Source organism: Paraburkholderia sp. J41 (assembly GCF_905220235.1).
In the GTDB taxonomy this organism is placed as follows: domain Bacteria; phylum Pseudomonadota; class Gammaproteobacteria; order Burkholderiales; family Burkholderiaceae; genus Paraburkholderia.
Map to the genome: position 1 here is coordinate 116,465 of NZ_CAJMZE010000018.1, position 22,418 is coordinate 138,882.

Genomic DNA, 22,418 nt, shown 5'->3' on the forward strand with positions numbered 1-22,418 from the left:
CGCATGAGGCTGGCCGTCATTCCAGCCGCGGTCTTGCTGTTCGCGCTTTCGCAGTGCGCCGACGCCCAGGCGCTGCAAAACCAGTCGCTGGAAGACCGCCTGAACACGCTCATGCGTGTGGTGGACGAACAGCAACGGCAGATCCAGTCGCTCGAACGACAGGTGACGAACCTCGAGATGTCGCAGCGCGGGCGCGGCATGCCGGGCGCGGCCGCGATGGCCGCGGCGCCCGACGCGGCCGTGGCCGATCAGCCCGGCGCCGACGGCCTGCCCGTGCCCTTGCCGCCGCTCGCCCAGGCCCTGCCGGGAGCGGCCGCGCCCGGCGCGCTCACCGGCACGGCCACGGGCGTGCCCGTCAACCCGCCCTCGCCCGACGCGGGCACGACCTCGGGCGCGACCGGCGCTTCGGCGTCGAGCGGGCCGCAACAAGGCGCGCCCGTGGGCGTGAACCCGAACGCGTCCGCGAACCCCGCGAACCCGTCAAGCGCCGCCACGGGCGCCGCCACGGGCGCGGCCACGGGCAACGCCACCATCGGCGAGACGCAAAAGAACGCCGAGCCCTCGCGCACGCAGGCCGAGGAAGCCGTCGTGCAGCGCGAGCATGCGCCGCTGTTCGATCACAAGCTCACGCTCGACTGGGGCATCAGCGACACCTATTACGACCGCCGCCAGCTCCAGCTTTCGGGCTTCCTCGCGCTCGACGCGATCTTCCTCGGCAACATCAACCTGGGGCAGACCAAGTCGCACCAGGTAATGGCCGATCTCGACACGCGGTACGGCATCACCGACCGCATGAGCATCGACGTCGACGTGCCCTACGTGTATCGCCACAGCAGCTTCATCGTGGGCGGCGCGGGCGGCTCGGCAAGCACGCTGTCCGACGCCTCGGTGAACTCGAACGCCATCGGCGACGTGAACTTCGGGATCTACTACCAGTTCCTGAAGGAAACCAGCAATCTGCCCGACGTGGTCGGCAGCCTGCGCGTGAAAACGCCCACGGGCACGTCGCCCTTCGGCATCAAGGTGCAGCAGCTCACGCCCGACAACACCAATCTCGTCGCGCCGAGCAAGCTGCCCACGGGAACGGGCTTCTGGAACGTCACGGCCGGTCTCTCGGTGCTCAAGACCTACGACCCGGTGGTGCTGTTCGGCAGCCTTTCGTACACCTACAACATCGCGCGCTCGTTCGCCGACATCTCCTCGGTGATCGGCCAGACGCAGCCCGCCAAGGTGAAGCTCGGCGACATCGTGCAGTTCGGCGGCGGCGTCGCGCTCGCGTTCTCCGACAAGGATTCCGCGAGCATTTCCTACACCATGGCGATCGAGCCGCAGTCCAAAACCAGGTCGCCGGGCGGCGGCTGGAGCGGCGTGCCGGGCAGCGAAACCACGGCCTCGGTGCTCAACTTCGGCCTGAATCACGTAGTCAACAAGCACCTGACGATCAACGGCGCGGTGTCGGTGGGCCTCACGCCCGACGCGCCGAACTTCGTCGTCGGCGTGCGCTTCCCTTACACCTTCTGACGACATGAGGCAGATCGTGCGCGAATCCTCTCACCTGAGCGCCACCGTGACACCGCTTGCCGGATCGAGTCCGCGCGCGGCCGATGCGAACCTCGTGCGCAGCGCGCGCGAGGCGCACGTCGCGGCGCTGCCCGAGCGCACGCTGCTGTACGTCGCGCGCGCGCCCGACCCGCTGCTCGGCGCGTTTCTGAAAGGCCGCGGCTGGGAGCTTGCGACCGCGCGCACCGCGCACGAAGCCTCGCGGCTCGTGAAACCCGACGCGCCGTGCGCGGGCATCGTCGATCTCACCGGCTTCGCGCCGCGCGAATTCGCCGGGCTCGAAGCGATCCTGCGCTTGCAGCAGGTGGGCTGGATCGCGCTCACCGACGGCACCCGCATCGCCGACGCCGACGTGCGCCGCATGATTCGCCACTATTGCTTCGACTACGTGCAGATGCCGGTCGCGCACGCGACGCTCGACTATCTCGTGGGCCACGCGTTCGGCATGGTCACGCTTTGCGACCTCGACGCGCCAGGCGCGGCCGTCCACGACGACGAGCAGATGGTCGGCACCTGCGAAGCGATGCAGCAGCTCTTTCGCACCATCCGCAAGGTCGCCAACACCGACGCCACCGTGTTTCTTTCGGGCGAATCGGGCACCGGCAAGGAACTCACGGCGCTCGCCGTTCACGAGCGCTCGCCGCGCCGCAAGGCGCCGTTCGTGCCGATCAACTGCGGTGCGATTCCGCACCATCTTTTGCAGTCCGAACTATTCGGCTACGAGCGCGGCGCCTTCACGGGCGCGAACCAGCGCAAGATCGGCCGGGTGGAAGCGGCCAACGGCGGCACGCTATTTCTCGACGAAATCGGCGATTTGCCGATGGAAAGCCAGGCGAGCCTGCTGCGCTTTCTCCAGGAAGGCAAGATCGAGCGCCTGGGCGGCCACGAGCAGATTCCCGTCGACGTGCGCATCATTTCGGCCACGCACGTCGATCTCGAAGCCGCGATGCGCGACGGACGCTTTCGCGCCGACCTGTTCCACCGCCTGTGCGTGCTGCGCGTGGACGAGCCGCCGCTGCGCGCGCGCGGCAAGGACATCGAGATTCTCGCGCATCACGTCCTGCACAAATTCAAGTCCGACAGCGGCCGGCGCATACGCGGCTTCACGCCCGACGCCATCGAGGCCCTGTACAACTACAACTGGCCCGGCAACGTGCGCGAGCTGATCAACCGCGTGCGCCGCGCCATCGTCATGGCGGAGAGCAAGCTGATTTCCGCCGACGACCTCGACCTCGCGCAGTTCACGGCGCAGCAGACCGTGACGCTCGCGCAGGCGCGCGAGGCGGCGGAAAAGCGCGCCATCGAGGCGGCCTTGCTGCGGCACCGCCACCGGCTTTCGGAAGCGGCCTCGGATCTCGGCATCTCGCGCGTCACGCTGTACCGAATGATGGGCACGCACGGCCTGCGCGACGAAAAGTCGATCTTCGCCGCCGAAGCGGAAAATCAGACCGCGGCGCAGCCGCGTGCGCACGCCGAAGGCGCATCCGAAGCGCCGCCCGAGGCGCGGGACTAGAACGCCCCCCCCCCCGGAACGCACCCCCGGAACGCACCCCCGGAACGCACGCCTGGAACGCGGATCAAGGCGCGGATCAAAGCGCGGGTTCAAGGCGCGAAAACCGACCGGCCGCGGGACCGCGATCCCGCTCGGGTAGAATCGGTGCGATCCCTTGGCACTTTTCCTCACCCGATGACCACCCTCACCCTCATCGTCGCGCGCGCCCGCAACGGCGTGATCGGCCGCGACAACGCGCTGCCGTGGCGACTGCCCGAAGACCTCGCCTTTTTCAAACGCACCACCATGGGCGCGCCCATCATCATGGGCCGCAAGACGCACGAATCCATCGGCCGCGCGCTGCCGGGGCGCCGCAACATCGTCGTCACGCGCGACGCCGGCAAGCGCTTTCCCGGTTGCGACACCGCCACGAGCCTCGACGAAGCGCTCGTGCTCGCCGCGCGGGATTGCGCGCCCGAGGCGTTTCTGATCGGCGGCGCGCAGCTCTATGCCGAAGGTCTCGCGCTCGCGCATGAACTCGTCGTCACGGAAATTTCCGCCGATTTCGACGGCGACGCCACCTTCCCCGCGCCCGACCCCGCCGTGTGGCAGGAGACCTCGCGCGAGACGCTGCGCGCGAATGCGCCGAACGACTTCGACTTCGCGTTCGTGCGCTACGTGCGGCGCGATTGAAAACACCCGCACCCGCGAGAACGGCAGCGAAAACCGGCTCGAAAACGAAAACGGCACGCCTGAGCGCGCCGTTTTGCCGTTTTACGCCCCGCTAACGCGGCGCGCTCACTGCCCCGCGATCGTCATGCGCTCGATCAGCACCGAGCCCGTTTGACGCGTGCCGCGCGCGAGCGTATCGGCGCCCACGGCAACGATGCTGTGGAACATCTCCTGGAGCGTGGAGGCCACCGTGATTTCCTCGACCGGATACTGGATCACGCCGTTCTCGACCCAGAACCCCGACGCGCCGCGCGAATAATCGCCCGTCACGAAGTTCACGCCCTGCCCCATCAACTCGGTCAGCAAGAGGCCCGTGCCGAGCTTCTTGAGCATCGCCTCGAAGTCGTCCCCGGCTTGCGTGAGCGAGCTTTGCAGTTGCAGATTGTGCGAGCCGCCCGCATTGCCGGTGGTTTGCATGCCGAGCTTGCGCGCCGAATACGACGAAAGAAAATAGCCCTGCACGATGCCGTCCTTCACGACCTCGCGGCGCTGCGTGCGCACGCCTTCCTCGTCGAACGGCGCGCTGCCGGCCGCGCGCGGCACATGCGGATCTTCCACGATCTGGATATGCGGCGCGAACACCGGCTTGCCGAGACTGTCGACGAGAAACGAAGTCTTGCGATACAGCGCGCCACCGCTCACGGCCTGCACGAACGCCCCCAGCAGCCCGGCGGCGAGCGGCGCCTCGAACAGCACCGGCACCTTGCGCGTGTCGAGCCCGCGCGCGTTCAGGCGCGCGAGCGCGCGCTCGGCGGCGTAACGGCCCACGGCTTCGGGCGAGGCGAGTTCGGCGGCGCTGCGGCGCGAGGTGTACCAGTCGTCGCGCTGCATGTGGCGGCCCGTGCCCGCGATGGGCGCGCACGAGATGTAATGGCGCGAATACGGATACCCGCCGATAAAACCGCCGCTGGTGGCAAGCACGAACTGCGAGTGCTGCGCCGAAACGCTCGCGCCTTCCGAGTTCTTCACGCGCGGATCGACGTCGAACGCGGCGTTTTCGGCGCGACGCGCGATTTCAACGGCTTCGTCGGCCGAGAGATTCCACGGGTGATAGAGGTCGAGGTCGCGCGGCGCGGTTTCGAGCAGGTCGGGCTCGGCGAGTCCCGCGCAGTCGTCGTCGGCGGTGAAGCGCGCGATGTTGTACGCGGCCGCCACGGTGTCCTTGAGCGCCTGCGCCGAAAAGTCCGAGGTGCTCGCGTTGCCGCGCTTCTGGCCGATGTAGACGGTCACGCCCACCATCTTGTCGCGGTTGTGCTCGATGGTTTCGACTTCGCCGCGCCGCACCGAGACCGACAAGCCGTCGCCTTCGGAAATTTCGGTGGCCGCGTCGCTCGCGCCGAGCGACTTCGCGTGCCGAAGGATGTCGGAGGCGATCTGCTTGAGTTCGTCCTGGGTGTGCGGGAAAAAACGCTGCCGGGCTTCGATGTCTGCTGCCATTGTCGTTACGGTCCGGTTCTGGGCCACGCGTTGCCGTGGCCCGCTGATGTCGTATTGCGCTGCGCGGTTGCCGCGTCGCGCGAAAGCTCTCGTGCGCGCCGCCTTCGGCAAACGCATCCCCGCGATCATAGCAAGGTATGCGCGCCCGCATCGAAGGCGGCTCGATGTCGGCTCGATGTCGGCTCGATGTCGGCTCGAAGGTGACTCGAAGGTAACGCCAAGGCGCGCCGGAACCGCCATCGGCGCCGCCGGCGCCACCCATCCGCCGATAAATCGCCCGAAAAGCCGCCGCGCCGCCGCGCCGCCGGTAAATCGCCCCGAAGCGAACCGAAGCAACCCGAAGCGACACAAGGCGCCCCAAGGCGACCCCGCGGCCGTCATCGAATCCGCCTTCGGGCCGCCGCCGCGCCGCGCGCCCGACGCCGCCCGACGCCGCACGGCGCGGCCGTCGCGCACGCGCGCGCTACAATACGCGCCATGAAACGCAAAACCCGCATTCAACCGATGAACGACGCTGTCGCCGAAACCGACGACAACGGCTACGACCGCCCGAGCAAATCGCAGCTCAAGCGCGAAATGGAAGCGCTCCAGGAACTCGGCCAGGCGCTCGTGGAACTGCCGAAAGACGCGCTCAAGCGCATGCCGATGACCGAGGATCTCGCGGACGCCGTCCACGAGTGCCGCCGCATCACCGACCACGAAGGCAAGCGCCGCCAGCTCCAGTACGTGGGCCGCATGATGCGCGGCCTGACCGAAGCCGAAGTGGCCGCGCTGCGCACGAAGCTCGAGGAGCATCGCGGCGTCAACAAGGCCGCCACGGCGCGCCTGCACTGGATCGAGCGCACGCGCGAAAAACTGCTCGCCGACGACGCCGCGCTCACCGAATTCCTGCGCCAGCACCCCGCCGCCGACGCCCAGGAAGGCCGCACGCTGATCCGCAACACGCGCCGCGAGCACGAGCAGTCGAAGCCGCCGAAATATTTCCGCGAATTGTTCCAGTGGATCAAGGACGCAAGCCGCGAAGGCAACGACAGCGACGAGAGCCGCGACGCGTCCGACGACGGGAATCACGACCATGACGAAGCCTGAGCGCAATCATCCCGACGAACTCGTGATCGGCCTCGTGTCGGTCAGCGACCGCGCGACCGCGGGCGTCTACGAGGACAAGGGCATTCCCGCGCTCGAGGCATGGCTCGGCGGCGCGCTCAAGACGCCGTGGCGCGCGCAGACGCGCCTGATCCACGACGACGCGGCCACGATTTCGGCCACGCTCACGGCGCTCGTCGACGGCCTGGGCTGCGATCTCGTGCTCACCACGGGCGGCACCGGCCCGGCGCGGCGCGACGTGACGCCCGAAGCGACGCTGGCCGTCGCCACGAAGGCAATGCCCGGTTTCGGCGAGCAGATGCGCCAGATCAGCCTGAACTTCGTGCCGACGGCAATTTTGTCGCGCCAGGTGGCCGTGATCCGCGAAACCGAAGATCACGCGGCGCTCATCATCAACCTGCCCGGCCAGCCGAAGTCGATCAAGGAAACGCTCGAAGGCCTGCGCGACGCGCAAGGCGCGGTCCAGGTTCCCGGCATTTTCGCTGCGGTGCCGTACTGCATCGACCTGATCGGCGGCCCGTATGTCGAAACCGATCCGAACGTCGTCGCGGCGTTCCGGCCGAAAAACGCGCGGCGCCCCGCCTGACTTTTTCGCGCCTCGAAGCAAAAACGCGCGGCCTTGACCGCGCGTTTTTTTCGCCTGACCGGAAAGCGGCTTTACCGCTTACGTTGCCGCTTCCCGTTAGCGCCTCAAGCGGCGGCGCCGGGCGCCACGCCGCTGCCCGGAATCAGGAAATGCTCGCGGTAGTACTTGAGTTCGTCGATCGACTCGTGGATGTCGGCGAGCGCCGTGTGCATCGCGCGCTTCTGGAAGCCCTTGTAGATGGCCGGCTGCCAGCGGCGGCACAGTTCCTTGAGCGTGCTCACGTCGAGATTGCGGTAGTGGAAAAAACGCTCCAGCGTGGGCATCCAGCGCGCCATGAAGCGGCGGTCCTGGCAAATGGAATTGCCGCACATCGGCGACTTGCCCGGCGGCACGTATTGCGCGAGAAACGCCATGATCTGCTCGGTGGCCGTTTCCTCGCTGATCGTGGAGGCGCGCACCCGTTCGGTCAGGCCCGAGCGGCCGTGCGTGTTGCGGTTCCACTCGTCCATGCGGTCGAGCACCGGTTCGGGCTGGTGGATCGCGATCACCGGCCCTTCCACGAGCTTGTCGAGCGTCGAATTCGTCACCACCACGGCGATCTCGATGATGCGGTCGTTGTCCGGATCGAGGCCCGTCATCTCCATGTCGAGCCAGATCAGGTTCATGTCGGTGCGTTCGAGCGGCGAGTTCTGGCCGGCCTGGCCGGCGGGAATGATGTCAGTCATGAAAGGCAACCTGGATGCGAGGAAGGCGCGGCGCGGGCGTGCAAGGAAGAGGATGCGTTGCCGGGCCGTCAAGAACATATAATTGTCGCATAGATACCACGGACTTCCTGGATGCCTAATCTGTCCCCCTCTTCGGCGCTGGTTTTCAGCGCGATCTTCGTCGTGGCCGTGCTCGCCATGGTCGCGACCAAACTCTGGCTCGCGTCGCGCCAGGTCCGCTTCGTCGCGGCGCACCGCGAATCGGTGCCCGCGCAGTTTGCCTCGACCATCGCCCTGACCGCGCATCAGCGCGCCGCCGACTACACCATCGCGCGCACGCGGCTCGGCATGATCGAGATCGTGCTGAGCGCCGTCGTGCTGATCGCGCTCACGCTGCTCGGCGGCGTGCAGGCGCTGGACCTCGGCATCCCGGACGTGCTCGGGCGCGATTACGTCGGCCAGATCGCGCTGATCGCGGCCGTGCTCGCCATTTCGGGCGCGGTGGAACTGCCGCTCGATTACTACCGCCAGTTCGTCGTGGAAGAACGCTTCGGCTTCAATCGCATGACGAAGCGCATCTTCTTCATGGACCGCCTCAAGGGGCTCGTGGTGGGCGCGGCGTTCGGCATTCCGCTGCTCTTCGTCGTGCTCTGGCTCATGAAGCAGGCAGGCAGCTACTGGTGGCTCTGGACGTGGGTCGTGTGGGTCGCGTTCCAGATGCTCGTGCTGGTGCTCTATCCCACCTTCATCGCCCCGCTTTTCAACAAGTTCGAACCGCTGCGCGACGAAGCGCTGCGCTCGCGCATCGAGGCGCTCATGCAGCGCTGCGGCTTCGCCGCCAAGGGTCTGTTCGTGATGGACGGCAGCCGCCGCTCGGCGCACGGCAACGCCTATTTCACCGGTTTCGGCGCGGCCAAGCGGATCGTGTTCTTCGACACCCTGCTCGCGCGCCTTTCGGGCAGCGAGATCGAGGCCGTGCTCGCGCACGAGCTCGGCCACTTCAAACGCCGCCACGTCGTCAAGCGCATGGTCGTGACGTTCGCGATCAGCCTCGTGCTGCTCGCGCTGCTCGGCTGGCTCTCGCAGCGCGTGTGGTTCTTCGAAGGGCTTGGCGTGCGGCCTTCGCTGCTCGGCGGCAACGAAGGGCTCGCGCTCGTGCTGTTCTTCCTCGCCGTACCCGTGTTCCTGTTCTTCGTCACGCCGCTCGGCAGCCTCTCGTCGCGCAAGCACGAATTCGAGGCCGACGCCTTCGCCGCCACGCAAACGGACGCGCAGCATCTCGTCAACGCGCTCGTGAAGCTGTACGAGGACAACGCGTCGACGCTCACGCCCGACCCGCTCTACACCGCGTTCTATTACTCGCATCCGCCTGCCTCGCAGCGGATCGACCGCCTGCTCGCGCACGCATGAACCGGCGCGCAGCGAAGGCCGCCGGCGGCGCGAAAGCCGCATCGGGCAACCCCGCCACGCTGCACGGCGTGGTGATCGCCGCGCACGGGCGCCACTATCTCGTCGCGCCCGACGACGGCGGCGCGAACCTGCAATGCTTCCCGCGCGGCAAGAAAAGCGAAGCGGCCGTGGGCGACCGCGTGGAGTATCAGGCCACTTCGGCCGACCAGGGCGTGATCGTCGCGATCGGCGAGCGGCGCAATCTGCTCTATCGGTCGGATCAATACAAGTCGAAGCTGTTCGCGGCGAATCTCGATCAACTGCTGATCGTGCTCGCCACCGAGCCGCACTTCAGCGAAGACCTGCTCGGGCGCGCGCTCGTGGCCGCCGAAGCCAACGGCCTCGCGCCGCTCATCGTGCTCAACAAGATCGACGTGCAAGCCGCGCTGCCGCTCGCGCGCCAGCGCCTCGAACGCTACCGCGCGCTCGGCTACACGGTGATCGAGGTGTCGGTGAAGGGGCGCCCCGAGGAAGCGCGCGCGGCGTTGGCCGGGCATCTGCACGGTCATCAGACGATCCTGCTCGGCCAGTCGGGCATGGGCAAATCCACGCTCGTGAACCTGCTGATTCCCGACGCCGAGGCCGCCACGCGCGAAATTTCCACGGCGCTCAACAGCGGACGCCACACCACCACGTTCACGCGGCTCTACAAGCTGCCGGACGTCGATTCCGAAGACGACGAGCGAAGCGGCACGCCAGGCGGCAAACCAGGCAGCACACTGGGCGGCGGCGCGCTGATCGACTCGCCGGGCTTCCAGGAATTCGGCCTTTATCACCTGACCGAAGGCACGCTGGAGCGCGCGTTCCCCGAGTTCCGGCCGCTGCTGCCGAATTGCCGCTTCTACAACTGCCACCATCTGCACGAGCCGGGCTGCGCGATTCTCGAAGCGGTACAGGACGGCCGCATCGCGCCCGAACGTCATGCGCTCTACGCGCAACTCGTGCACGAAATCAGCCAGATCGTGCGCTGAGGCCGCCGCCGCTCATGCTCAAGCTCGTCCGCGCGCCGAATCTGCTGATCGCCCAGCACTGGATGAACATTCTCGCGACAGCGGGCGTGCCGTGCGAGTTGCACAACCGCTTCCTGAGCGGCGCGATGGGCGAGATTCCCGCCGAGCAATGCGCGCCGGAAATCTGGCTCACCGACGAGCGCGACGAAAAACTCGCGCGCCGGCTGATCGAGGAAGCAACGCAAGGACCGCCGCCGGGCGCGCCGTCATGGCGCTGCGCGCGCTGCGGCGAAACGCTCGAAGCGCAATTCACGGTGTGCTGGCAGTGCGGGCGCGAGCGCGATGTGAGGGACGACTGACGCGAGCCGGACAGCGCCGCGCCAATCGACGAAAAAGGCCGCGAGCGGCCTTTATTTCTTGCGAAGCGCGCGTAGGGCGTGTCGGACGTATTAGAGCCAGACCGCGATCGTCAGCATGAGCAGCAGGATCATCCACAAGATCACGGCGCGCCACACGAGGCCCACGGCCGATTGCAGCGTGCGCGGCGTGCAGTCGTCGCCGACCGTGTACGGGCCGCCCTCGCCCGGCTGCTGCGCGATGACCTCGACGCTCGGCGCTTCGGCAAGCGGCCCCGAAAGGCGCGCGCCCAGCGCGCCGCTGCCCGTGGCGAGCAGCACGCCTTCGTTGGTGTCGGGCCACTGGTTCGTGTGATTGCGCCAGGCGTAGATGGCGTCCTCGAAATTCCCGACGATCGCGAAACCCAGCGACGTGAGCCGCGCCGGAATCCAGTCGATCACGAAGAACACCTGCTGCGCGAAATTCGAAAACGCCTGCGTGCGGTCGTCGGCGGGCCGCGACCATTCGCGCGCGAGATATTCGGCGATGCGGTACAGCACCGCGCCCGCCGGCCCGATCGGCACGAGAAACCAGAAGAACACGCCGAACACGTGCCGATGCGAGGCCACCACCGCGTGGATGAGCGTATGGCGCACGATCTCGCTTACGGGCATGTCCACGGCGTCGATGCCGGTCCATTCGGCGAGGATTTCGCGCGCGCGCGGCACGTCGTCGTTGTTCAGCGCGAGGTGGATGTCGGTGAAATAGTGGCTGAACTGCCGGAAGCCGAGCGTGAAGTACACCACCACCACGTTCCAGAGAAACGCCAGCGCGAAGCTGATGTGATAGAGCACGTAGTAGACGAGCGCCGTGGCGAGCGTCCACGGCAGCACCACGACGAGCCACGCGAGCACGCCGTGCTTCTGCTTGCCGGCGTCGAAGCCGTGCGCGGCCCATTCCGCATTGAGGCGCACGAGCGCCATGACGGGATTATTGGGCGAAAGCGCCCGCACCTGCTCGATGACGAGGGCCAGCAATACGGAGAAGAAGGTCATGCGAAACGCCGTGCAATTTCGGGGTTTTTGGAATTTTGCAACGATATCACAGGGCCAGATGTGCCTGATACGCGGCGGCAAACCCGGCAGCAAACTCGCAACAGTCGCGCGCGGCCGCCGCGCGCCGCCCGGCGCCTCGTGCTAGGCGCGCAGGAAGCGATAGAAGTTGCGCAACATGCCCGCCGTCGCGCCCCAGATGAAGTGGTCGGCGCCCACCGCCGCACCCTGCTGCGGATACGGCATCGCGAAAAAGCGGCGCTCGCCGCCTTCCCAGCGGAACACGCGCACCTCGTGATTGGCCGGATTCATCAGGAACGCGAGCGGCACTTCGAAGATGCTCGCCACTTCGAGCGTGTCGGCGGCGACGGTGAACGGTTCATGCACGAGGCCGATCACGGGCGTCACGCGAAACCCGGTGCCGGTCAGATAGTCGGGCAGCGCGCCCAGCACCTCGACGCGCGCCGGATCGAGATCGACTTCTTCCTGCGCCTCGCGCAGCGCGGCGGCCGTGGGCGTGGCGTCCGAGGGCTCGCGGCTGCCGCCCGGAAAACTCACCTGTCCCGCGTGATTGCTGAGATTGTCGGCGCGCTGCGTGAGCAGCACGGTCAAGCCGCCCGCGCGCACCACGAGCGGCACCAGCACGGCGGCTTCGCGCGGGTCGCGGATATCGGCCTTGCGGGCTTCCTGCGGCTCCGGGTCCCACGGCAGGCGCTGCGCGAAGCGCGCGCGCAGGCCCTCGGGCGTGAGCCGCGCGGGATCGACAGGGGGCAGGTCGGCGCCCGTCGATTCGATCGGCAGGCTTTCGGGTTCAAATACAGGACGGATCAACGGCTGTCTCGATTATTCGCATCAGCCGATATTTTGAGGCCAAAAAGAAAAAAGCACCCCGGAGGGTGCTTTTTCCTTACAGCTTTTACGCCTGCTCGGCCGGAGCGGCTGCGCGGTCTTTCGACACCAGCTTTTCCTTGATACGTGCCTTCTTGCCCGAGAGGTTGCGCAGGTAGTAGAGCTTCGCGCGACGCACGTCGCCGCGACGCTTCACCACGATGCTGGCGAGCAGCGGCGAGTACGTCTGGAACGTACGCTCGACGCCTTCACCCGACGAGATCTTGCGCACGATGAACGACGAGTTCAGGCCGCGGTTACGCTTCGCGATCACGACGCCTTCGTATGCCTGAACGCGCTTGCGGTTACCTTCAACCACGTTCACGTTGACGATCACCGTATCGCCGGGAGCGAATTCGGGGATGGTCTTCTCGCCCAGCACGCGCTGGATTTCTTCCTGTTCGAGTTTTGCAATCAGATTCATGACTGACTCCTAAAGCCATCTTGTCGGCGTTCGTACCTGCGCTGGCGTTGACACGACAGCAACTACGGCCCCGATAGAGGATGGGTTCACCACTGGCGCCGTTCACGCATGAAGCGGCACCGCCTTGAGCGCCCCGCGCGGGATTCGCCCGAAGCCTCAAGCTCCGTTCGATTCCTTTGCGAGACTCGCGAGCCACGCCTCGTCGGCACGGCTCAGCATCTTGTTCTTGCGCGCCCGCTCGATCAGATCGGGACGCTTGTTCCACGTGTTGCGCAGCGACTCGCGACGCCGCCACTGCTCGATTTCCTTGTGATGGCCGCCGAGCAGCACATCGGGCACGCGCTCGCCCTCGTATTCCTCGGGACGCGTGTAATGCGGGCAATCGAGCAAACCATCGACAAAACTGTCCTGCACCGCCGAAAGCGCGTCGCCGAGCACGCCCGGCAGATGGCGCACCACGGCGTCCATAAGCGCCATCGCGGGCAATTCCCCGCCCGAGAGCACGAAGTCGCCGAGGCTCACTTCCTCGTCGACATGACGATCGACGAGCCGCTGGTCAATCGCCTCGTAACGCCCGCACAGCAGCACGAGACCCGGCTCCTGCGCGAAACCCATGACGCGTTCGTGCGTGAGCGGCTTGCCTTGCGGCGACATCAACAGCACGCGCGGCGCGCTCACGCCGGCTTGCGCCTGCGCGGTTCTGGCCGCGCCGATCGCCGCTTCGAGCGGCCTGGCCAGCATGACCATGCCGGGGCCGCCGCCATACGGACGGTCGTCGATCGTGCGGTAGTTGTCGGTCGTGAAATCGCGCGGATTCCACGTGCGCAACGCGTAACGCTGCTGCTTCGCCGCCCGGCTGGTGATGCCCCAGTCGGTCAGCGCGCGGAACATCTCGGGAAAGAGCGTCACGACATCGAACTGCATCGCTCTCTCCGTTCAGCGAATCAGGATCACGCCTGGGATCGAACCCAGGTCAATAATCGGCTTCCCAGTCGACGACGATACGCTTCGCCGCCAGGTCCACCGTCTTCACGAACACGCCGACGAACGGAATCAGGCGCTCGCCGGTAGCCGGCTTGCCTTCCTTGTTCGTGGACGCATACGTAATGCGCAACACCGACTGCGCGCCGTTGTCGATGAGGTCGGCCACCTTGCCCAGCTCCACGCCCGCCTCGTTGGCGACGTCGAGACCGATCAGGTCGACCCAGTAATACTCGTCGGTTTCCGGCGCGGGAAATTCGGCGCGGCTCACGTAGACGCGCGCGCCGCGCATCGACTCCGCGGCATTGCGTTCGCCGACGCCGGCCAGTTGCGCGACGACGCTGTCGCCGTGCACCTTCGCGCTCACGCGCGCCGCCGAGTGATACGTGCGGTGCGCCTGACCTTCGCGGCCCTTCACGAGCCACCAGCGCTTCGCCGAAAGCAGCGCGGCGCCACCTTGCGCATGCGGCGCGACCTTGATCCAGCCCTTGAGGCCGTAAGCATCGAGCACCGCGCCGACTTCGACCGCGTCGGCGGGCCAGCTTGCCTCGGATTCGACACGCAGCGTTTCGGCCACGGGCGCGGCTTGCGCCGCGCCTTCGCGTGCCGGCTTGCGCACGAACGCGCCGAAAGACGGCGCGTTGCGAACGGCCGAAGCCGCTGCGCGACTTGCGCCGCCGGCCGCTCCGTCACTCGACGCGTGGCTTGCCTTTACGGCAGATTTGGCGTCGTCATGCGCGGACATCGGCAACCCTCACGGCCAGCTCGGCTTGAAACCCGTACACGCACGCGGTGCGCGCACGAAGATGAAACACGTACGACAATCGACAAAGACTTAAGCAGCCGGCGTAGCGGCGGCAGCCTTTTGCGATTCCTTCACGAGACGCTCGACGGCCGGCGACATTTGCGCGCCGTTTTCCTTCCAGTACGTCACGCGATCTTGAGCGATACGCAGCGATTCACCCTTGGTGGCGATCGGGTTGTAGAAGCCCACGCGCTCGATGAAACGGCCGTCGCGACGGTTGCGCGAATCGGTTGCGACGATGTTGTAGAACGGGCGCTTCTTCGAGCCGCCGCGTGCCAGACGGATGATGACCATACTAAAATCCTTGAAAACCGGGGTTCGGGACTACTGAAACACGCGATTATAGCTGGAAACCAGAGGCATAACAAACACTTAACGCGGAAATTGCGCGCAAGGCGGCGAACAGGCGCTGCAACGGCGCGCGGCAGGCGGCGGTACGCAACGGTCTATCACCGGCTCGCGCCCACGGCGCACGGGCCATGGAGCGGAATGTGACGACGGATCTGGCAAGCCCGCAACGGCGCCGGCCAAGCAGTGGCCAAAGCAGCGCCGGCCACCCGCGCGATACGGTGCTTTTTCCCATGCCGCGCCGCGCGCGCTGCGCCAGCCGGTTAACGACCGTGGCCGCGCTCGCGCTCCTTCTGCTCGCCGTCGCGCCGCTCGCGCGCGCGGCGCTGCCCGTCGAGCGCATCCGGTTGCCGCCCGGCTTTCATATCGAGGTACTTTCCGACAACGTGCCCGGCGCGCGCGAAATGACGCTTTCCGGCAACGGCATTCTGTACGTGGGCAGCATGACCGGCGACGTCTACGCGCTCGAACTCAAGGACGGCAAGCTCGCCGGGCGCCACGTGGTGGCCTCGGGGCTCACGATGCCCGTGGGCGTGGCGTGGCGCGACGGCGCGCTCTACGTTTCGGCGGTTTCGTCGATCGTGCGCCTGCCCGGCATCGACGGCCATCTCGACGATCCGCCCAGGCCCGTCGTCGTTACCGATTCCTTGCCGAAGGAGCGCCACCACGGCTGGAAGTTCATCGCCTTCGGCCCGGACGGCAAGCTCTATGTACCGCAGGGCGCGCCCTGCAATGTCTGCGAGCCGCCGAACGATCCGCAGCGCACGCGTTACGCGATGCTCGGCCGCATGAACCCGGACGGCTCGCACTACGAAACCATCGCGCGCGGCGTTCGCAACACGGTGGGATTCGCGTGGCATCCGCAAACGCACGAACTGTGGTTCACCGACAACGGCCGCGATCTGCTCGGCGACGATATCCCCGACGACAAACTCAACCGCCTCGCGCGCGTGGGCGAGGATTTCGGCTTCCCCTATTGTCACGGCGGCAACGTGGCCGATCCCGAATTCGGCGCGGGCCATCCGTGCAGCGGCTTCACGCCGCCCGTCGCGAAACTCGGCGCGCACGTCGCGGCGCTCGGCATGCGCTTCTACACCGGCCCGATGTTCCCCGCCGATTACGCGAACACCCTCTTCATTGCCGAGCACGGCTCCTGGAACCGCAGCAGGAAAGCCGGTTACCGCGTGGTGCGCGTGAGCGTGGACGCGAACGGCGCGAACGCGCGCCAGCAAGTGTTCGCGGAAGGCTGGCTCGACGCCGACCAGAGCCAGTGGGGCCGCCCCGCCGACGTGCTGCCGCTGCCCGACGGCTCATTGCTCATCAGCGACGACTACGCGGGCGCGATCTACCGCGTGACGTACCGCAAGCCCTAGGCGCCGTTCGCGTGTGGTCGCGGGCATAAGCGCGCGCTTGTGCCCGCGCGCGAGCGCGCGGCATACAATGCCCGGCGACCGCCCACGACTGTCCTCGACTGCCCGAAGCTCATGCCGACCCAAAACAACGAAAACAACGCCGCGCGCTTTCGCTCCAAGACGCTCACCGCCGCCCTCGCATTCCTGTTCGGCAGCGTTGGCGCGCACCGCTTCTATTTATATGGGCCGCGCGACCTGTGGGCCTGGGCGCACGTAATCGGCACGCTCGCCGGTATTCCGGGCGTGCTGCTGCTGGCCGCAACCGAACGCGCGTCGATCCTTGGCTGGGTGCTGGCCGTGATCGGCGCGATTTCGGTGCTTTCGGCGTTTCTCGCGGCGATCGTCTACGGGCTGCGCCCCGACGCCAAATGGGACGCGCAGTTCAACGCGCCGTTCGCGCAGGCGGGACGCACGAGCCGCTCGGGCTGGACCGTGATCTTCGTCGTGATCTTTTCGCTGCTCATTGGCGCGTTCCTGCTGATGACGGGACTCGCGCTCTTGTTCCAGACGTATTTCGAATCGCAGGTGGAGGCCGCCAAGGCGATCTCGCAATAGCCACGCGCTCAGAACAGATCGAGCTGCGGTTTCTGGCGCACGGTTTTGTCGCGCATGAACGCCGACATGTCGAGAATGCCGTGGCGCCGCTCGTTGAGCCCGAGGCGCTTCACGGCGTTGTGAAAGCGCTGCTTGAGCAGGTCCGCCCACAAGCCCGTGCCCTTCATGCGCTGCGCGAAGTCCGAGTCGTAGTCCTTGCCGCCGCGCATGTCGCGCACGCGGCTCATCACGCGCTCGGCGCGCTGCGGAAAATGCGCGGCGAGCCAGTCCTGAAAGAGCGGCGCGACTTCCCAGGGCAAACGCAGCACGATATAGCTCGCGCTGGTCGCACCCGCCTCGGCGCACGCTTCGAGCACGCGCTCCATGTCGGGTTCGGTGACGAACGGAATGACGGGCGCGATGCTCACGCCCACAGGAATGCCCGCCTCGGCGAGCGTGCGGATCGTGCGCAAGCGCCGCGACGGGGTGGCGGCGCGCGGCTCGAGCGTGCGCGCGATGCCGGCGTCGAGCGTGGTGATGGTGATGGCGGCCATGAACTGCCGGCGCTGCGCCATCGGCACGAGCAAATCGAGATCGCGTTCGATCAGCGACGACTTCGTGATGGCCGCGAACGGATGCTGGCGCTGCGCCAGCACTTCGACCACGCCCCGCGTGAGACGCAAGTCGCGTTCGACGGGCTGCCAGGCGTCGGTGTTCACGCCGAGCGCGATGGGCTCCGGCTCGTAGGACGGCTTCGCGAGTTCGCGCAGCAGCAGCTCGCGCGCGTTGATCTTTGCGTAAATGCGACTTTCGAAGTCGAGGCCCGGCGAGAGGCCGAGATAACTGTGCGTGGGCCGCGCAAAACAGTAGATGCAACCGTGCTCGCAGCCGCGATACGGATTGAGCGACACGCTGAACGGAATATCGGGCGACTGGTTGCGCGTGAGGATGCTTTTCGCGCGTTCCTCGTACACTTGCGTGCGCAGGGCCGGTTCGCCCTCCGAGCCGTCCTCCGGTTCGCTCCGGTGCTGCCAGCCGTCGTCGAATTCCTCGCGCTGGTCGACCTCGTAACGCCCTTGCAGGTTCGTCACCGCGCCGCGCCCCTTGCGCGGCGCAAGCGGCCTGGCGGGCAACAGCGGTTGCCAGCCGGAATCGAATGCGGGATCGAATGCAGAATCGGAATGCGATTCGGGATCGGCTTGAGGATCGAATTCGGGCACGATGGAAAACGATGAAAACGAAAAAACGGCTGAACACTGTACGAATATACAGTAGTCAGCCGCTTTGTCGAGTCGAAAAAACAGGGCACCGTTCCCCAGCCGACGAGGAAATCCGCCGCGCTCAATCGCCCACGGCGATCGTCAGCGTTTCCTTGATCTCTTCCATCACGACATAGCTCTTGGACTGCACCGCGCCCGGCAGTTGCAGCAGGATGTCGCCGAGCAGCTTGCGGTAGTCGGCCATTTCGCCGATGCGCGCCTTGATGAGATAGTCGAAGTCGCCCGAGACGAGATGGCATTCGAGCACCTCGGGAATCTTCTGCACCTCGCGGCGGAACTGGTCGAACATGTTGCCGCTCTTGTGATCGAGCGTGATTTCGACGAATACCAGCAGCGCCGCGCCCAGCACGGCAGGATTCACGCGCGCGTAGTAGCCCGCGATCACGCCGTCGCGCTCCATGCGTTTGACGCGCTCGATGCACGGCGTGACCGAAAGCCCGACCTGCTCCGCGAGGTCTTTCATCGCCATGCGGCCATCCTGCTGAAGCAGTTTCAGGATGCGGTGATCGAGCCGGTCGAGCGCGCGAACCGGTTGACGCTGCGTTCTCATTTTTTATTCCTGAAAATCAGAAAAATACAATAACAAAATCTAGTCACAGAACAATAGCATAGCTGTTAATACTGGCTACACCCGAATATTCGTGCCTTCCGCCTGCTCGTGCCGTACCGCGGCAGCCAGGCGGCGGCGGCAGCGCGGCGTAGCCCCAACAAATCCTCAGGAGCAGCTATGCGAGTCGTCGTGTTGGGCAGTGGTGTGGTCGGGGTGGCCAGCGCCTGGTATCTTGCCCGCGCGGGCCACGAAGTGACGGTGATCGACCGCGAAGCCGGTCCCGCGCTCGAAACCAGTTTTGCGAACGCCGGCCAGATCTCGCCGGGCTATGCCGCGCCGTGGGCGGCGCCGGGCGTGCCGCTCAAGGCGATCAAGTGGATGTTCGAAAAGCACGCGCCACTCGCCATCCGCCTGGACGGCAGCAAATTCCAGTTGCAGTGGATGTGGCAGATGCTGCAAAACTGCACGGCCGAACGCTACGCGCTCAACAAGGGCCGCATGGTGCGTCTCGCCGAATACAGCCGCGACTGCCTGCAAGCGCTGCGCGCCGACACCGGCATCCAGTACGAAGGCCGCACCGGCGGCACGCTCCAGGTGTTCCGCACGCAGCAGCAGTTCGAAGGCGCGGCGAAGGACATCGCCGTGCTCAAAGAGGCCAACGTGCCCTACGAATTGCTCACCGCCGGCGAACTCGGCCGCGCCGAACCCGCGCTCGCCGCGGTATCGGGCAAGCTCACGGGCGGCCTGCGTCTGCCCGGCGACGAAACCGGCGACTGCCAGCTTTTCACCACGCGTCTTGCCGCCATGGCCGAAGAACTGGGCGTGAAGTTCCGCTACAACACGCCCATCGACCGCCTGATCGTCTCCGGCGACCGCATCAACGGCGTGCAGTGCGGCGCCGAAGTCGTGCGCGCGGACACCTACGTGGTCGCGCTCGGCTCGTTCTCCACCCAAATGCTCGCGGGACTCGTGAAGATTCCCGTCTATCCGCTCAAGGGCTATTCGATCACCGCGCCCATCGTGAACGCGAGCGCCGCGCCGGTTTCCACCGTGCTCGACGAAACCTACAAGATCGCGATCACGCGTTTCGACGACCGCATTCGCGTGGGCGGCATGGCCGAGATCGTCGGCTTCGACAAGACGCTCAAGGCGGCGCGCCGCGAAACGCTGGAAATGTGCGTGAACGACCTGTTCCCCGGCGGCGGCGACACGAGCAAGGCCAGCTTCTGGACCGGCCTGCGCCCGATGACGCCGGACGGCACGCCCGTGGTCGGCCGAACGCCGCTCTCGAACCTGTTCCTGAACACGGGCCACGGCACGCTGGGCTGGACGATGTCGTGCGGCTCGGGCCAGTTGCTCGCCGACCTCATCTCGGGCAAGCAACCGGCAATCAAGGCCGACGATCTTTCCGTGCATCGCTATCTCGGCGACACGCATCGCGCGCATCGCCCGGCCTACGCCTGACGTCCGGCGTCGGCATACGAGTTCCGCACGAAAAAACACGGCGCCTCTTGCAGGCGCCGTGTTGCATTGCGGCGTCGACTCAAAACTGATCTTCGGTCAGCGCCAGCACGCCTTCGCTTCCCTTCGCGCCGACGATCGCCGCTTCGAGCGCCACCGCCTGCGGCAACACCTGCTGCGCGTAGCACTGCGCGGTCGCGATCTTCGCGCCGTGGAATTTCGGGTCGTCGTTCATGAGACGCTGCGAAGCCAGCATCGCGCGCGCCATCTGCCAGCCGCACAGCACGACGCCCGCCAGCTTCAGGTACGGCACGCTCCCCGCGAACACCGCGTTCGGATCGCGCTTCGCATTGGCGAGCACGAACTCGATCGCCGAGGCCAACGCCATCGCGCCCTGCGCAAGATGCTGCCGCATCGACTCGAACGCGCCGCCTTGCTGCGCACCGAGCGCATTCACGGTTGCGCCGATGTCGTCGATCAGCGCTTTCGCCGCCGCGCCGCCGTCGCGCAGCGTTTTTCGGCCGATCAGGTCGTTCGCCTGGATCGCGGTCGTGCCTTCGTAAATCGGCAGAATGCGCGCATCGCGATAGAACTGCGCCGCGCCCGTTTCCTCGATGAAACCCATGCCGCCATGCACCTGCACGCCGAGGCTCGTCACGTCGACGGCGAGTTCGGTGCTCCAGCCCTTCACGATCGGCACGAGATATTCGTAGCGCGCGCGATGGCGTTCGCGCGCGGCGGCGTCCGGCTCGTGATGCGCGCGGTCGCTCTCGCCCGCGGCCACGTAGGCAAGCGCGCGGGCGCCTTCGGTGAGCGCGCGCATCGTGCCGAGCATGCGGCGCACGTCGGGATGATGAATGATCGCGACCGCCGCTTTCGCCGAACCGTCCACCGGCCGGCTCTGCACGCGCTCTTTCGCATAGGCGAGCGCCTTCTGGTAAGCGCGATCGGCGATCGCCACGCCCTGCATGCCCACGGCAAAGCGCGCGGCGTTCATCATGATGAACATGTATTCGAGCCCGCGATTTTCCTCGCCGATCAACTGACCGATCGCGCCGCCGTGATCGCCGTATTGCAGCACGGCCGTGGGACTCGCCTTGATGCCGAGCTTGTGTTCGATCGACACGCAATGCACATCGTTGCGCGCGCCGGGCTTGCCGTTTTCGTCGACGAGAAACTTCGGCACGATGAAGAGCGAAATGCCCTTGACGCCTTCGGGTGCGTTGGGCGTGCGCCCCAGCACGAGATGCACGATGTTTTCGGCCATGTCGTGCTCGCCCCACGTGATGAAAATCTTCGTGCCGAACAGCTTGTAGGTGCCGTCGGCCTGCGGCTCCGCGCGCGTGCGCACGGCCGCGAGATCGGAGCCGGCCTGCGGTTCCGTGAGGTTCATCGTGCCGGTCCATTCACCGGAAATCAGCTTCGGTACGAAGCGCCGTTTCTGCGCTTCGCTGCCCGCCGTGAGCAGCGCTTCGATCGCGCCGTCGGTCAGCAACGGGCACAGTGCGAACGAGAGATTCGCCGCGTTGAGCATTTCCACGCACGGCGTGCCGACGAGCTTCGGCAAACCCTGCCCTTCGTACTCCTGAGGATGTTGCACGCCTTGCCAGCCGCCTTCCACGTACTGACGGAACGCTGCCGCGAAACCGAGCGTGGCATGCACCGTGCCGCCGTCGTCGGCGACCCAGCGGCTGGGATTGCGGTCGCCTTCCTCGTTCAACGGCGCGATGACCTCGTTGCAGAGTTTGGCCGCCTCGTGCAGCACGGCTTCGACGGTCTCGGGCGTGGCGTCGGCGCAGCCCGGCAACGCGGCGATCTCGTCGAGTCCGGCGAGTTGCTTCATGACGAACAGCATGTCGCTCGTGGGCGCTTGATACATGGTTGTCTCCTCCGCTCTGGATCGCACAAACGACAAAGGGGCGCCGCTGCGCCCCTTTGCTTGACTGTCACGCCGCCAGGTCCGTCATGACGGGCGGCATCGCGTTGCTGGCCTCGGCCGCGATCAGCCGAGTTCCTTCACGAGTTCCGGCACCACCGCAAACAGATCGCCCACGAGCCCGTAATCGGCCACGCTGAAAATGGGCGCTTCTTCGTCCTTGTTGATGGCGACGATCACCTTCGAGTCCTTCATGCCCGCCAGATGCTGGATCGCGCCCGAAATCCCCACTGCAACGTACAGTTGCGGCGCCACGATCTTGCCCGTCTGGCCCACCTGGAAGTCGTTCGGCACATAGCCCGCGTCCACCGCCGCGCGCGACGCGCCCAGCGCTGCTCCAAGCTTGTCCGCGAGCGGCTCCAGCACCTTCGTGTAGTTCTCGCCGCTGCCCAGG

General features: G+C 66.5%; 24 protein-coding genes. 12 read left to right on the plus strand and 12 right to left on the minus strand.

Translation table 11 applies throughout. The annotated features are described in order from the left end of the window. Window positions 1-3: 3 nt before the first annotated feature. From U5805_RS19670 to U5805_RS19680, 3 genes are all read left to right on the plus strand, one after another. The gene (locus U5805_RS19670) at window positions 4-1,521 is read left to right on the plus strand and encodes a hypothetical protein (protein WP_322105162.1); all 1,518 of its coding nucleotides are present in this window, start codon (window positions 4-6) and stop codon (window positions 1,519-1,521) included. Between the two features lie 4 nt (window positions 1,522-1,525). Next, window positions 1,526-3,073, plus strand: coding sequence for a sigma 54-interacting transcriptional regulator (locus tag U5805_RS19675; RefSeq protein WP_415914634.1), 1,548 nt, complete (start codon window positions 1,526-1,528; stop codon window positions 3,071-3,073). 174 nt (window positions 3,074-3,247) lie between these two features. Continuing rightward, on the plus strand, window positions 3,248-3,745 hold the full coding sequence (locus tag U5805_RS19680) for a dihydrofolate reductase (protein ID WP_322105164.1): 498 nt from the start codon (window positions 3,248-3,250) through the stop codon (window positions 3,743-3,745). Between the two features lie 105 nt (window positions 3,746-3,850). Here the strand turns inward: U5805_RS19680 and pmbA are convergent, their stop codons facing one another. Then, a complete protein-coding gene (gene pmbA / locus U5805_RS19685) occupies window positions 3,851-5,221 on the minus strand; it encodes a metalloprotease PmbA (protein ID WP_322105165.1) in 1,371 nt (456 codons plus the stop codon). Here pmbA and U5805_RS19690 point away from each other — a divergent pair. From U5805_RS19690 to mog, 3 genes are read left to right on the plus strand one after another with little or no spacing between them, the layout of a single operon-like run. Then, window positions 5,208-5,702 carry a hypothetical protein gene (locus U5805_RS19690; RefSeq protein WP_322105166.1) on the plus strand — a complete coding sequence of 165 codons (495 nt, stop codon included), beginning with the start codon at window positions 5,208-5,210 and terminating at the stop codon, window positions 5,700-5,702. The genes pmbA and U5805_RS19690 overlap by 14 nt on opposite strands. Continuing rightward, window positions 5,699-6,310, plus strand: coding sequence for a ribosome biogenesis factor YjgA (yjgA, locus tag U5805_RS19695; protein WP_322105167.1), 612 nt, complete (start codon window positions 5,699-5,701; stop codon window positions 6,308-6,310). Before U5805_RS19690 ends, yjgA begins: the two co-directional genes overlap by 4 nt. Further along, complete coding sequence (mog, locus tag U5805_RS19700) at window positions 6,297-6,914, plus strand: molybdopterin adenylyltransferase (protein WP_322105168.1); 618 nt, start codon at window positions 6,297-6,299, stop codon at window positions 6,912-6,914. The genes yjgA and mog overlap by 14 nt, the downstream gene beginning before the upstream one ends. A gap of 104 nt (window positions 6,915-7,018) precedes the next feature. Here mog and orn read toward each other — a convergent pair whose 3' ends face one another. Continuing rightward, on the minus strand, window positions 7,019-7,639 hold the full coding sequence (gene orn / locus U5805_RS19705; protein WP_322105169.1) for an oligoribonuclease: 621 nt from the start codon (window positions 7,637-7,639) through the stop codon (window positions 7,019-7,021). Window positions 7,640-7,750: 111 nt separating this feature from the next. On the opposite strand from orn, the gene U5805_RS19710 reads away from it, so the two are divergent. Genes U5805_RS19710 through U5805_RS19720 form a run of 3 tightly spaced genes read left to right on the plus strand, consistent with a single transcriptional unit; the run spans window position 7,751 to window position 10,376 of the window. Further along, the gene (locus U5805_RS19710; protein ID WP_322105170.1) at window positions 7,751-9,028 is read left to right on the plus strand and encodes a M48 family metallopeptidase; all 1,278 of its coding nucleotides are present in this window, start codon (window positions 7,751-7,753) and stop codon (window positions 9,026-9,028) included. Then, window positions 9,025-10,038, plus strand: coding sequence for a ribosome small subunit-dependent GTPase A (rsgA, locus tag U5805_RS19715; RefSeq protein ID WP_322105171.1), 1,014 nt, complete (start codon window positions 9,025-9,027; stop codon window positions 10,036-10,038). The genes U5805_RS19710 and rsgA overlap by 4 nt, the downstream gene beginning before the upstream one ends. 14 nt (window positions 10,039-10,052) lie before the next feature. Further along, on the plus strand, window positions 10,053-10,376 hold the full coding sequence (locus U5805_RS19720; protein ID WP_322105172.1) for a DUF2007 domain-containing protein: 324 nt from the start codon (window positions 10,053-10,055) through the stop codon (window positions 10,374-10,376). A 90-nt stretch (window positions 10,377-10,466) separates the two neighbouring features. Here U5805_RS19720 and U5805_RS19725 read toward each other — a convergent pair whose 3' ends face one another. The 6 genes from U5805_RS19725 to rpsP all read right to left on the minus strand — a co-directional run bounded on the left by U5805_RS19725 (window position 10,467) and on the right by rpsP (window position 14,797). Beyond that, the gene (locus U5805_RS19725; RefSeq protein ID WP_322105173.1) at window positions 10,467-11,408 is read right to left on the minus strand and encodes a CobD/CbiB family protein; all 942 of its coding nucleotides are present in this window, start codon (window positions 11,406-11,408) and stop codon (window positions 10,467-10,469) included. Window positions 11,409-11,549: 141 nt separating this feature from the next. Then, a complete protein-coding gene (locus tag U5805_RS19730) occupies window positions 11,550-12,236 on the minus strand; it encodes a CoA pyrophosphatase (protein ID WP_322105174.1) in 687 nt (228 codons plus the stop codon). Window positions 12,237-12,321: 85 nt separating this feature from the next. After that, complete coding sequence (gene rplS / locus U5805_RS19735; RefSeq protein WP_092000722.1) at window positions 12,322-12,717, minus strand: 50S ribosomal protein L19; 396 nt, start codon at window positions 12,715-12,717, stop codon at window positions 12,322-12,324. A gap of 156 nt (window positions 12,718-12,873) precedes the next feature. Next, complete coding sequence (gene trmD, locus U5805_RS19740) at window positions 12,874-13,641, minus strand: tRNA (guanosine(37)-N1)-methyltransferase TrmD (protein WP_322105175.1); 768 nt, start codon at window positions 13,639-13,641, stop codon at window positions 12,874-12,876. Window positions 13,642-13,690: 49 nt separating this feature from the next. After that, complete coding sequence (gene rimM, locus U5805_RS19745; RefSeq protein ID WP_322105176.1) at window positions 13,691-14,443, minus strand: ribosome maturation factor RimM; 753 nt, start codon at window positions 14,441-14,443, stop codon at window positions 13,691-13,693. Between the two features lie 90 nt (window positions 14,444-14,533). Continuing rightward, a complete protein-coding gene (gene rpsP, locus U5805_RS19750; RefSeq protein ID WP_322105177.1) occupies window positions 14,534-14,797 on the minus strand; it encodes a 30S ribosomal protein S16 in 264 nt (87 codons plus the stop codon). Between the two features lie 287 nt (window positions 14,798-15,084). On the opposite strand from rpsP, the gene U5805_RS19755 reads away from it, so the two are divergent. Beyond that, the gene (locus U5805_RS19755; RefSeq protein WP_322105178.1) at window positions 15,085-16,224 is read left to right on the plus strand and encodes a sorbosone dehydrogenase family protein; all 1,140 of its coding nucleotides are present in this window, start codon (window positions 15,085-15,087) and stop codon (window positions 16,222-16,224) included. Between the two features lie 111 nt (window positions 16,225-16,335). After that, entirely contained in the window at window positions 16,336-16,818 is a 483-nt protein-coding gene (locus U5805_RS19760; RefSeq protein WP_322105179.1) for an NINE protein, read from the plus strand. An 8-nt stretch (window positions 16,819-16,826) separates the two neighbouring features. Here U5805_RS19760 and U5805_RS19765 read toward each other — a convergent pair whose 3' ends face one another. After that, a complete protein-coding gene (locus U5805_RS19765) occupies window positions 16,827-17,933 on the minus strand; it encodes a PA0069 family radical SAM protein (RefSeq protein ID WP_322105191.1) in 1,107 nt (368 codons plus the stop codon). 205 nt (window positions 17,934-18,138) lie between these two features. Continuing rightward, entirely contained in the window at window positions 18,139-18,627 is a 489-nt protein-coding gene (locus U5805_RS19770) for an Lrp/AsnC ligand binding domain-containing protein (RefSeq protein WP_322105180.1), read from the minus strand. Window positions 18,628-18,804: 177 nt separating this feature from the next. On the opposite strand from U5805_RS19770, the gene U5805_RS19775 reads away from it, so the two are divergent. After that, window positions 18,805-20,091 carry a D-amino acid dehydrogenase gene (locus U5805_RS19775; RefSeq protein ID WP_322105181.1) on the plus strand — a complete coding sequence of 429 codons (1,287 nt, stop codon included), beginning with the start codon at window positions 18,805-18,807 and terminating at the stop codon, window positions 20,089-20,091. Window positions 20,092-20,170: 79 nt separating this feature from the next. Here the strand turns inward: U5805_RS19775 and U5805_RS19780 are convergent, their stop codons facing one another. After that, the gene (locus U5805_RS19780; protein WP_322105182.1) at window positions 20,171-21,967 is read right to left on the minus strand and encodes an acyl-CoA dehydrogenase; all 1,797 of its coding nucleotides are present in this window, start codon (window positions 21,965-21,967) and stop codon (window positions 20,171-20,173) included. 123 nt (window positions 21,968-22,090) lie between these two features. Further along, window positions 22,091-22,418 (minus strand): electron transfer flavoprotein subunit alpha/FixB family protein (locus U5805_RS19785; protein WP_322105183.1); only part of this gene is annotated, 328 nt, incomplete at its 5' end.

Coding starts and splice junctions, on each gene's coding strand:
- U5805_RS19670 (WP_322105162.1), top strand. CDS start 4: ATGAGGCTGGCCGTCATTCCAGCCGCGGTCTTGCTGTTCGCGCTTTCG.
- U5805_RS19675 (WP_415914634.1), top strand. CDS start 1,526: ATGAGGCAGATCGTGCGCGAATCCTCTCACCTGAGCGCCACCGTGACA.
- U5805_RS19680 (WP_322105164.1), top strand. CDS start 3,248: ATGACCACCCTCACCCTCATCGTCGCGCGCGCCCGCAACGGCGTGATC.
- U5805_RS19690 (WP_322105166.1), top strand. CDS start 5,208: ATGTCTGCTGCCATTGTCGTTACGGTCCGGTTCTGGGCCACGCGTTGC.
- pmbA (WP_322105165.1), bottom strand. CDS start 5,221: ATGGCAGCAGACATCGAAGCCCGGCAGCGTTTTTTCCCGCACACCCAG.
- yjgA (WP_322105167.1), top strand. CDS start 5,699: ATGAAACGCAAAACCCGCATTCAACCGATGAACGACGCTGTCGCCGAA.
- mog (WP_322105168.1), top strand. CDS start 6,297: ATGACGAAGCCTGAGCGCAATCATCCCGACGAACTCGTGATCGGCCTC.
- orn (WP_322105169.1), bottom strand. CDS start 7,639: ATGACTGACATCATTCCCGCCGGCCAGGCCGGCCAGAACTCGCCGCTC.
- U5805_RS19710 (WP_322105170.1), top strand. CDS start 7,751: ATGCCTAATCTGTCCCCCTCTTCGGCGCTGGTTTTCAGCGCGATCTTC.
- rsgA (WP_322105171.1), top strand. CDS start 9,025: ATGAACCGGCGCGCAGCGAAGGCCGCCGGCGGCGCGAAAGCCGCATCG.
- U5805_RS19720 (WP_322105172.1), top strand. CDS start 10,053: ATGCTCAAGCTCGTCCGCGCGCCGAATCTGCTGATCGCCCAGCACTGG.
- U5805_RS19725 (WP_322105173.1), bottom strand. CDS start 11,408: ATGACCTTCTTCTCCGTATTGCTGGCCCTCGTCATCGAGCAGGTGCGG.
- rplS (WP_092000722.1), bottom strand. CDS start 12,717: ATGAATCTGATTGCAAAACTCGAACAGGAAGAAATCCAGCGCGTGCTG.
- trmD (WP_322105175.1), bottom strand. CDS start 13,641: ATGCAGTTCGATGTCGTGACGCTCTTTCCCGAGATGTTCCGCGCGCTG.
- rimM (WP_322105176.1), bottom strand. CDS start 14,443: ATGTCCGCGCATGACGACGCCAAATCTGCCGTAAAGGCAAGCCACGCG.
- rpsP (WP_322105177.1), bottom strand. CDS start 14,797: ATGGTCATCATCCGTCTGGCACGCGGCGGCTCGAAGAAGCGCCCGTTC.
- U5805_RS19755 (WP_322105178.1), top strand. CDS start 15,085: ATGCCGCGCCGCGCGCGCTGCGCCAGCCGGTTAACGACCGTGGCCGCG.
- U5805_RS19760 (WP_322105179.1), top strand. CDS start 16,336: ATGCCGACCCAAAACAACGAAAACAACGCCGCGCGCTTTCGCTCCAAG.
- U5805_RS19770 (WP_322105180.1), bottom strand. CDS start 18,627: ATGAGAACGCAGCGTCAACCGGTTCGCGCGCTCGACCGGCTCGATCAC.
- U5805_RS19775 (WP_322105181.1), top strand. CDS start 18,805: ATGCGAGTCGTCGTGTTGGGCAGTGGTGTGGTCGGGGTGGCCAGCGCC.
- U5805_RS19780 (WP_322105182.1), bottom strand. CDS start 21,967: ATGTATCAAGCGCCCACGAGCGACATGCTGTTCGTCATGAAGCAACTC.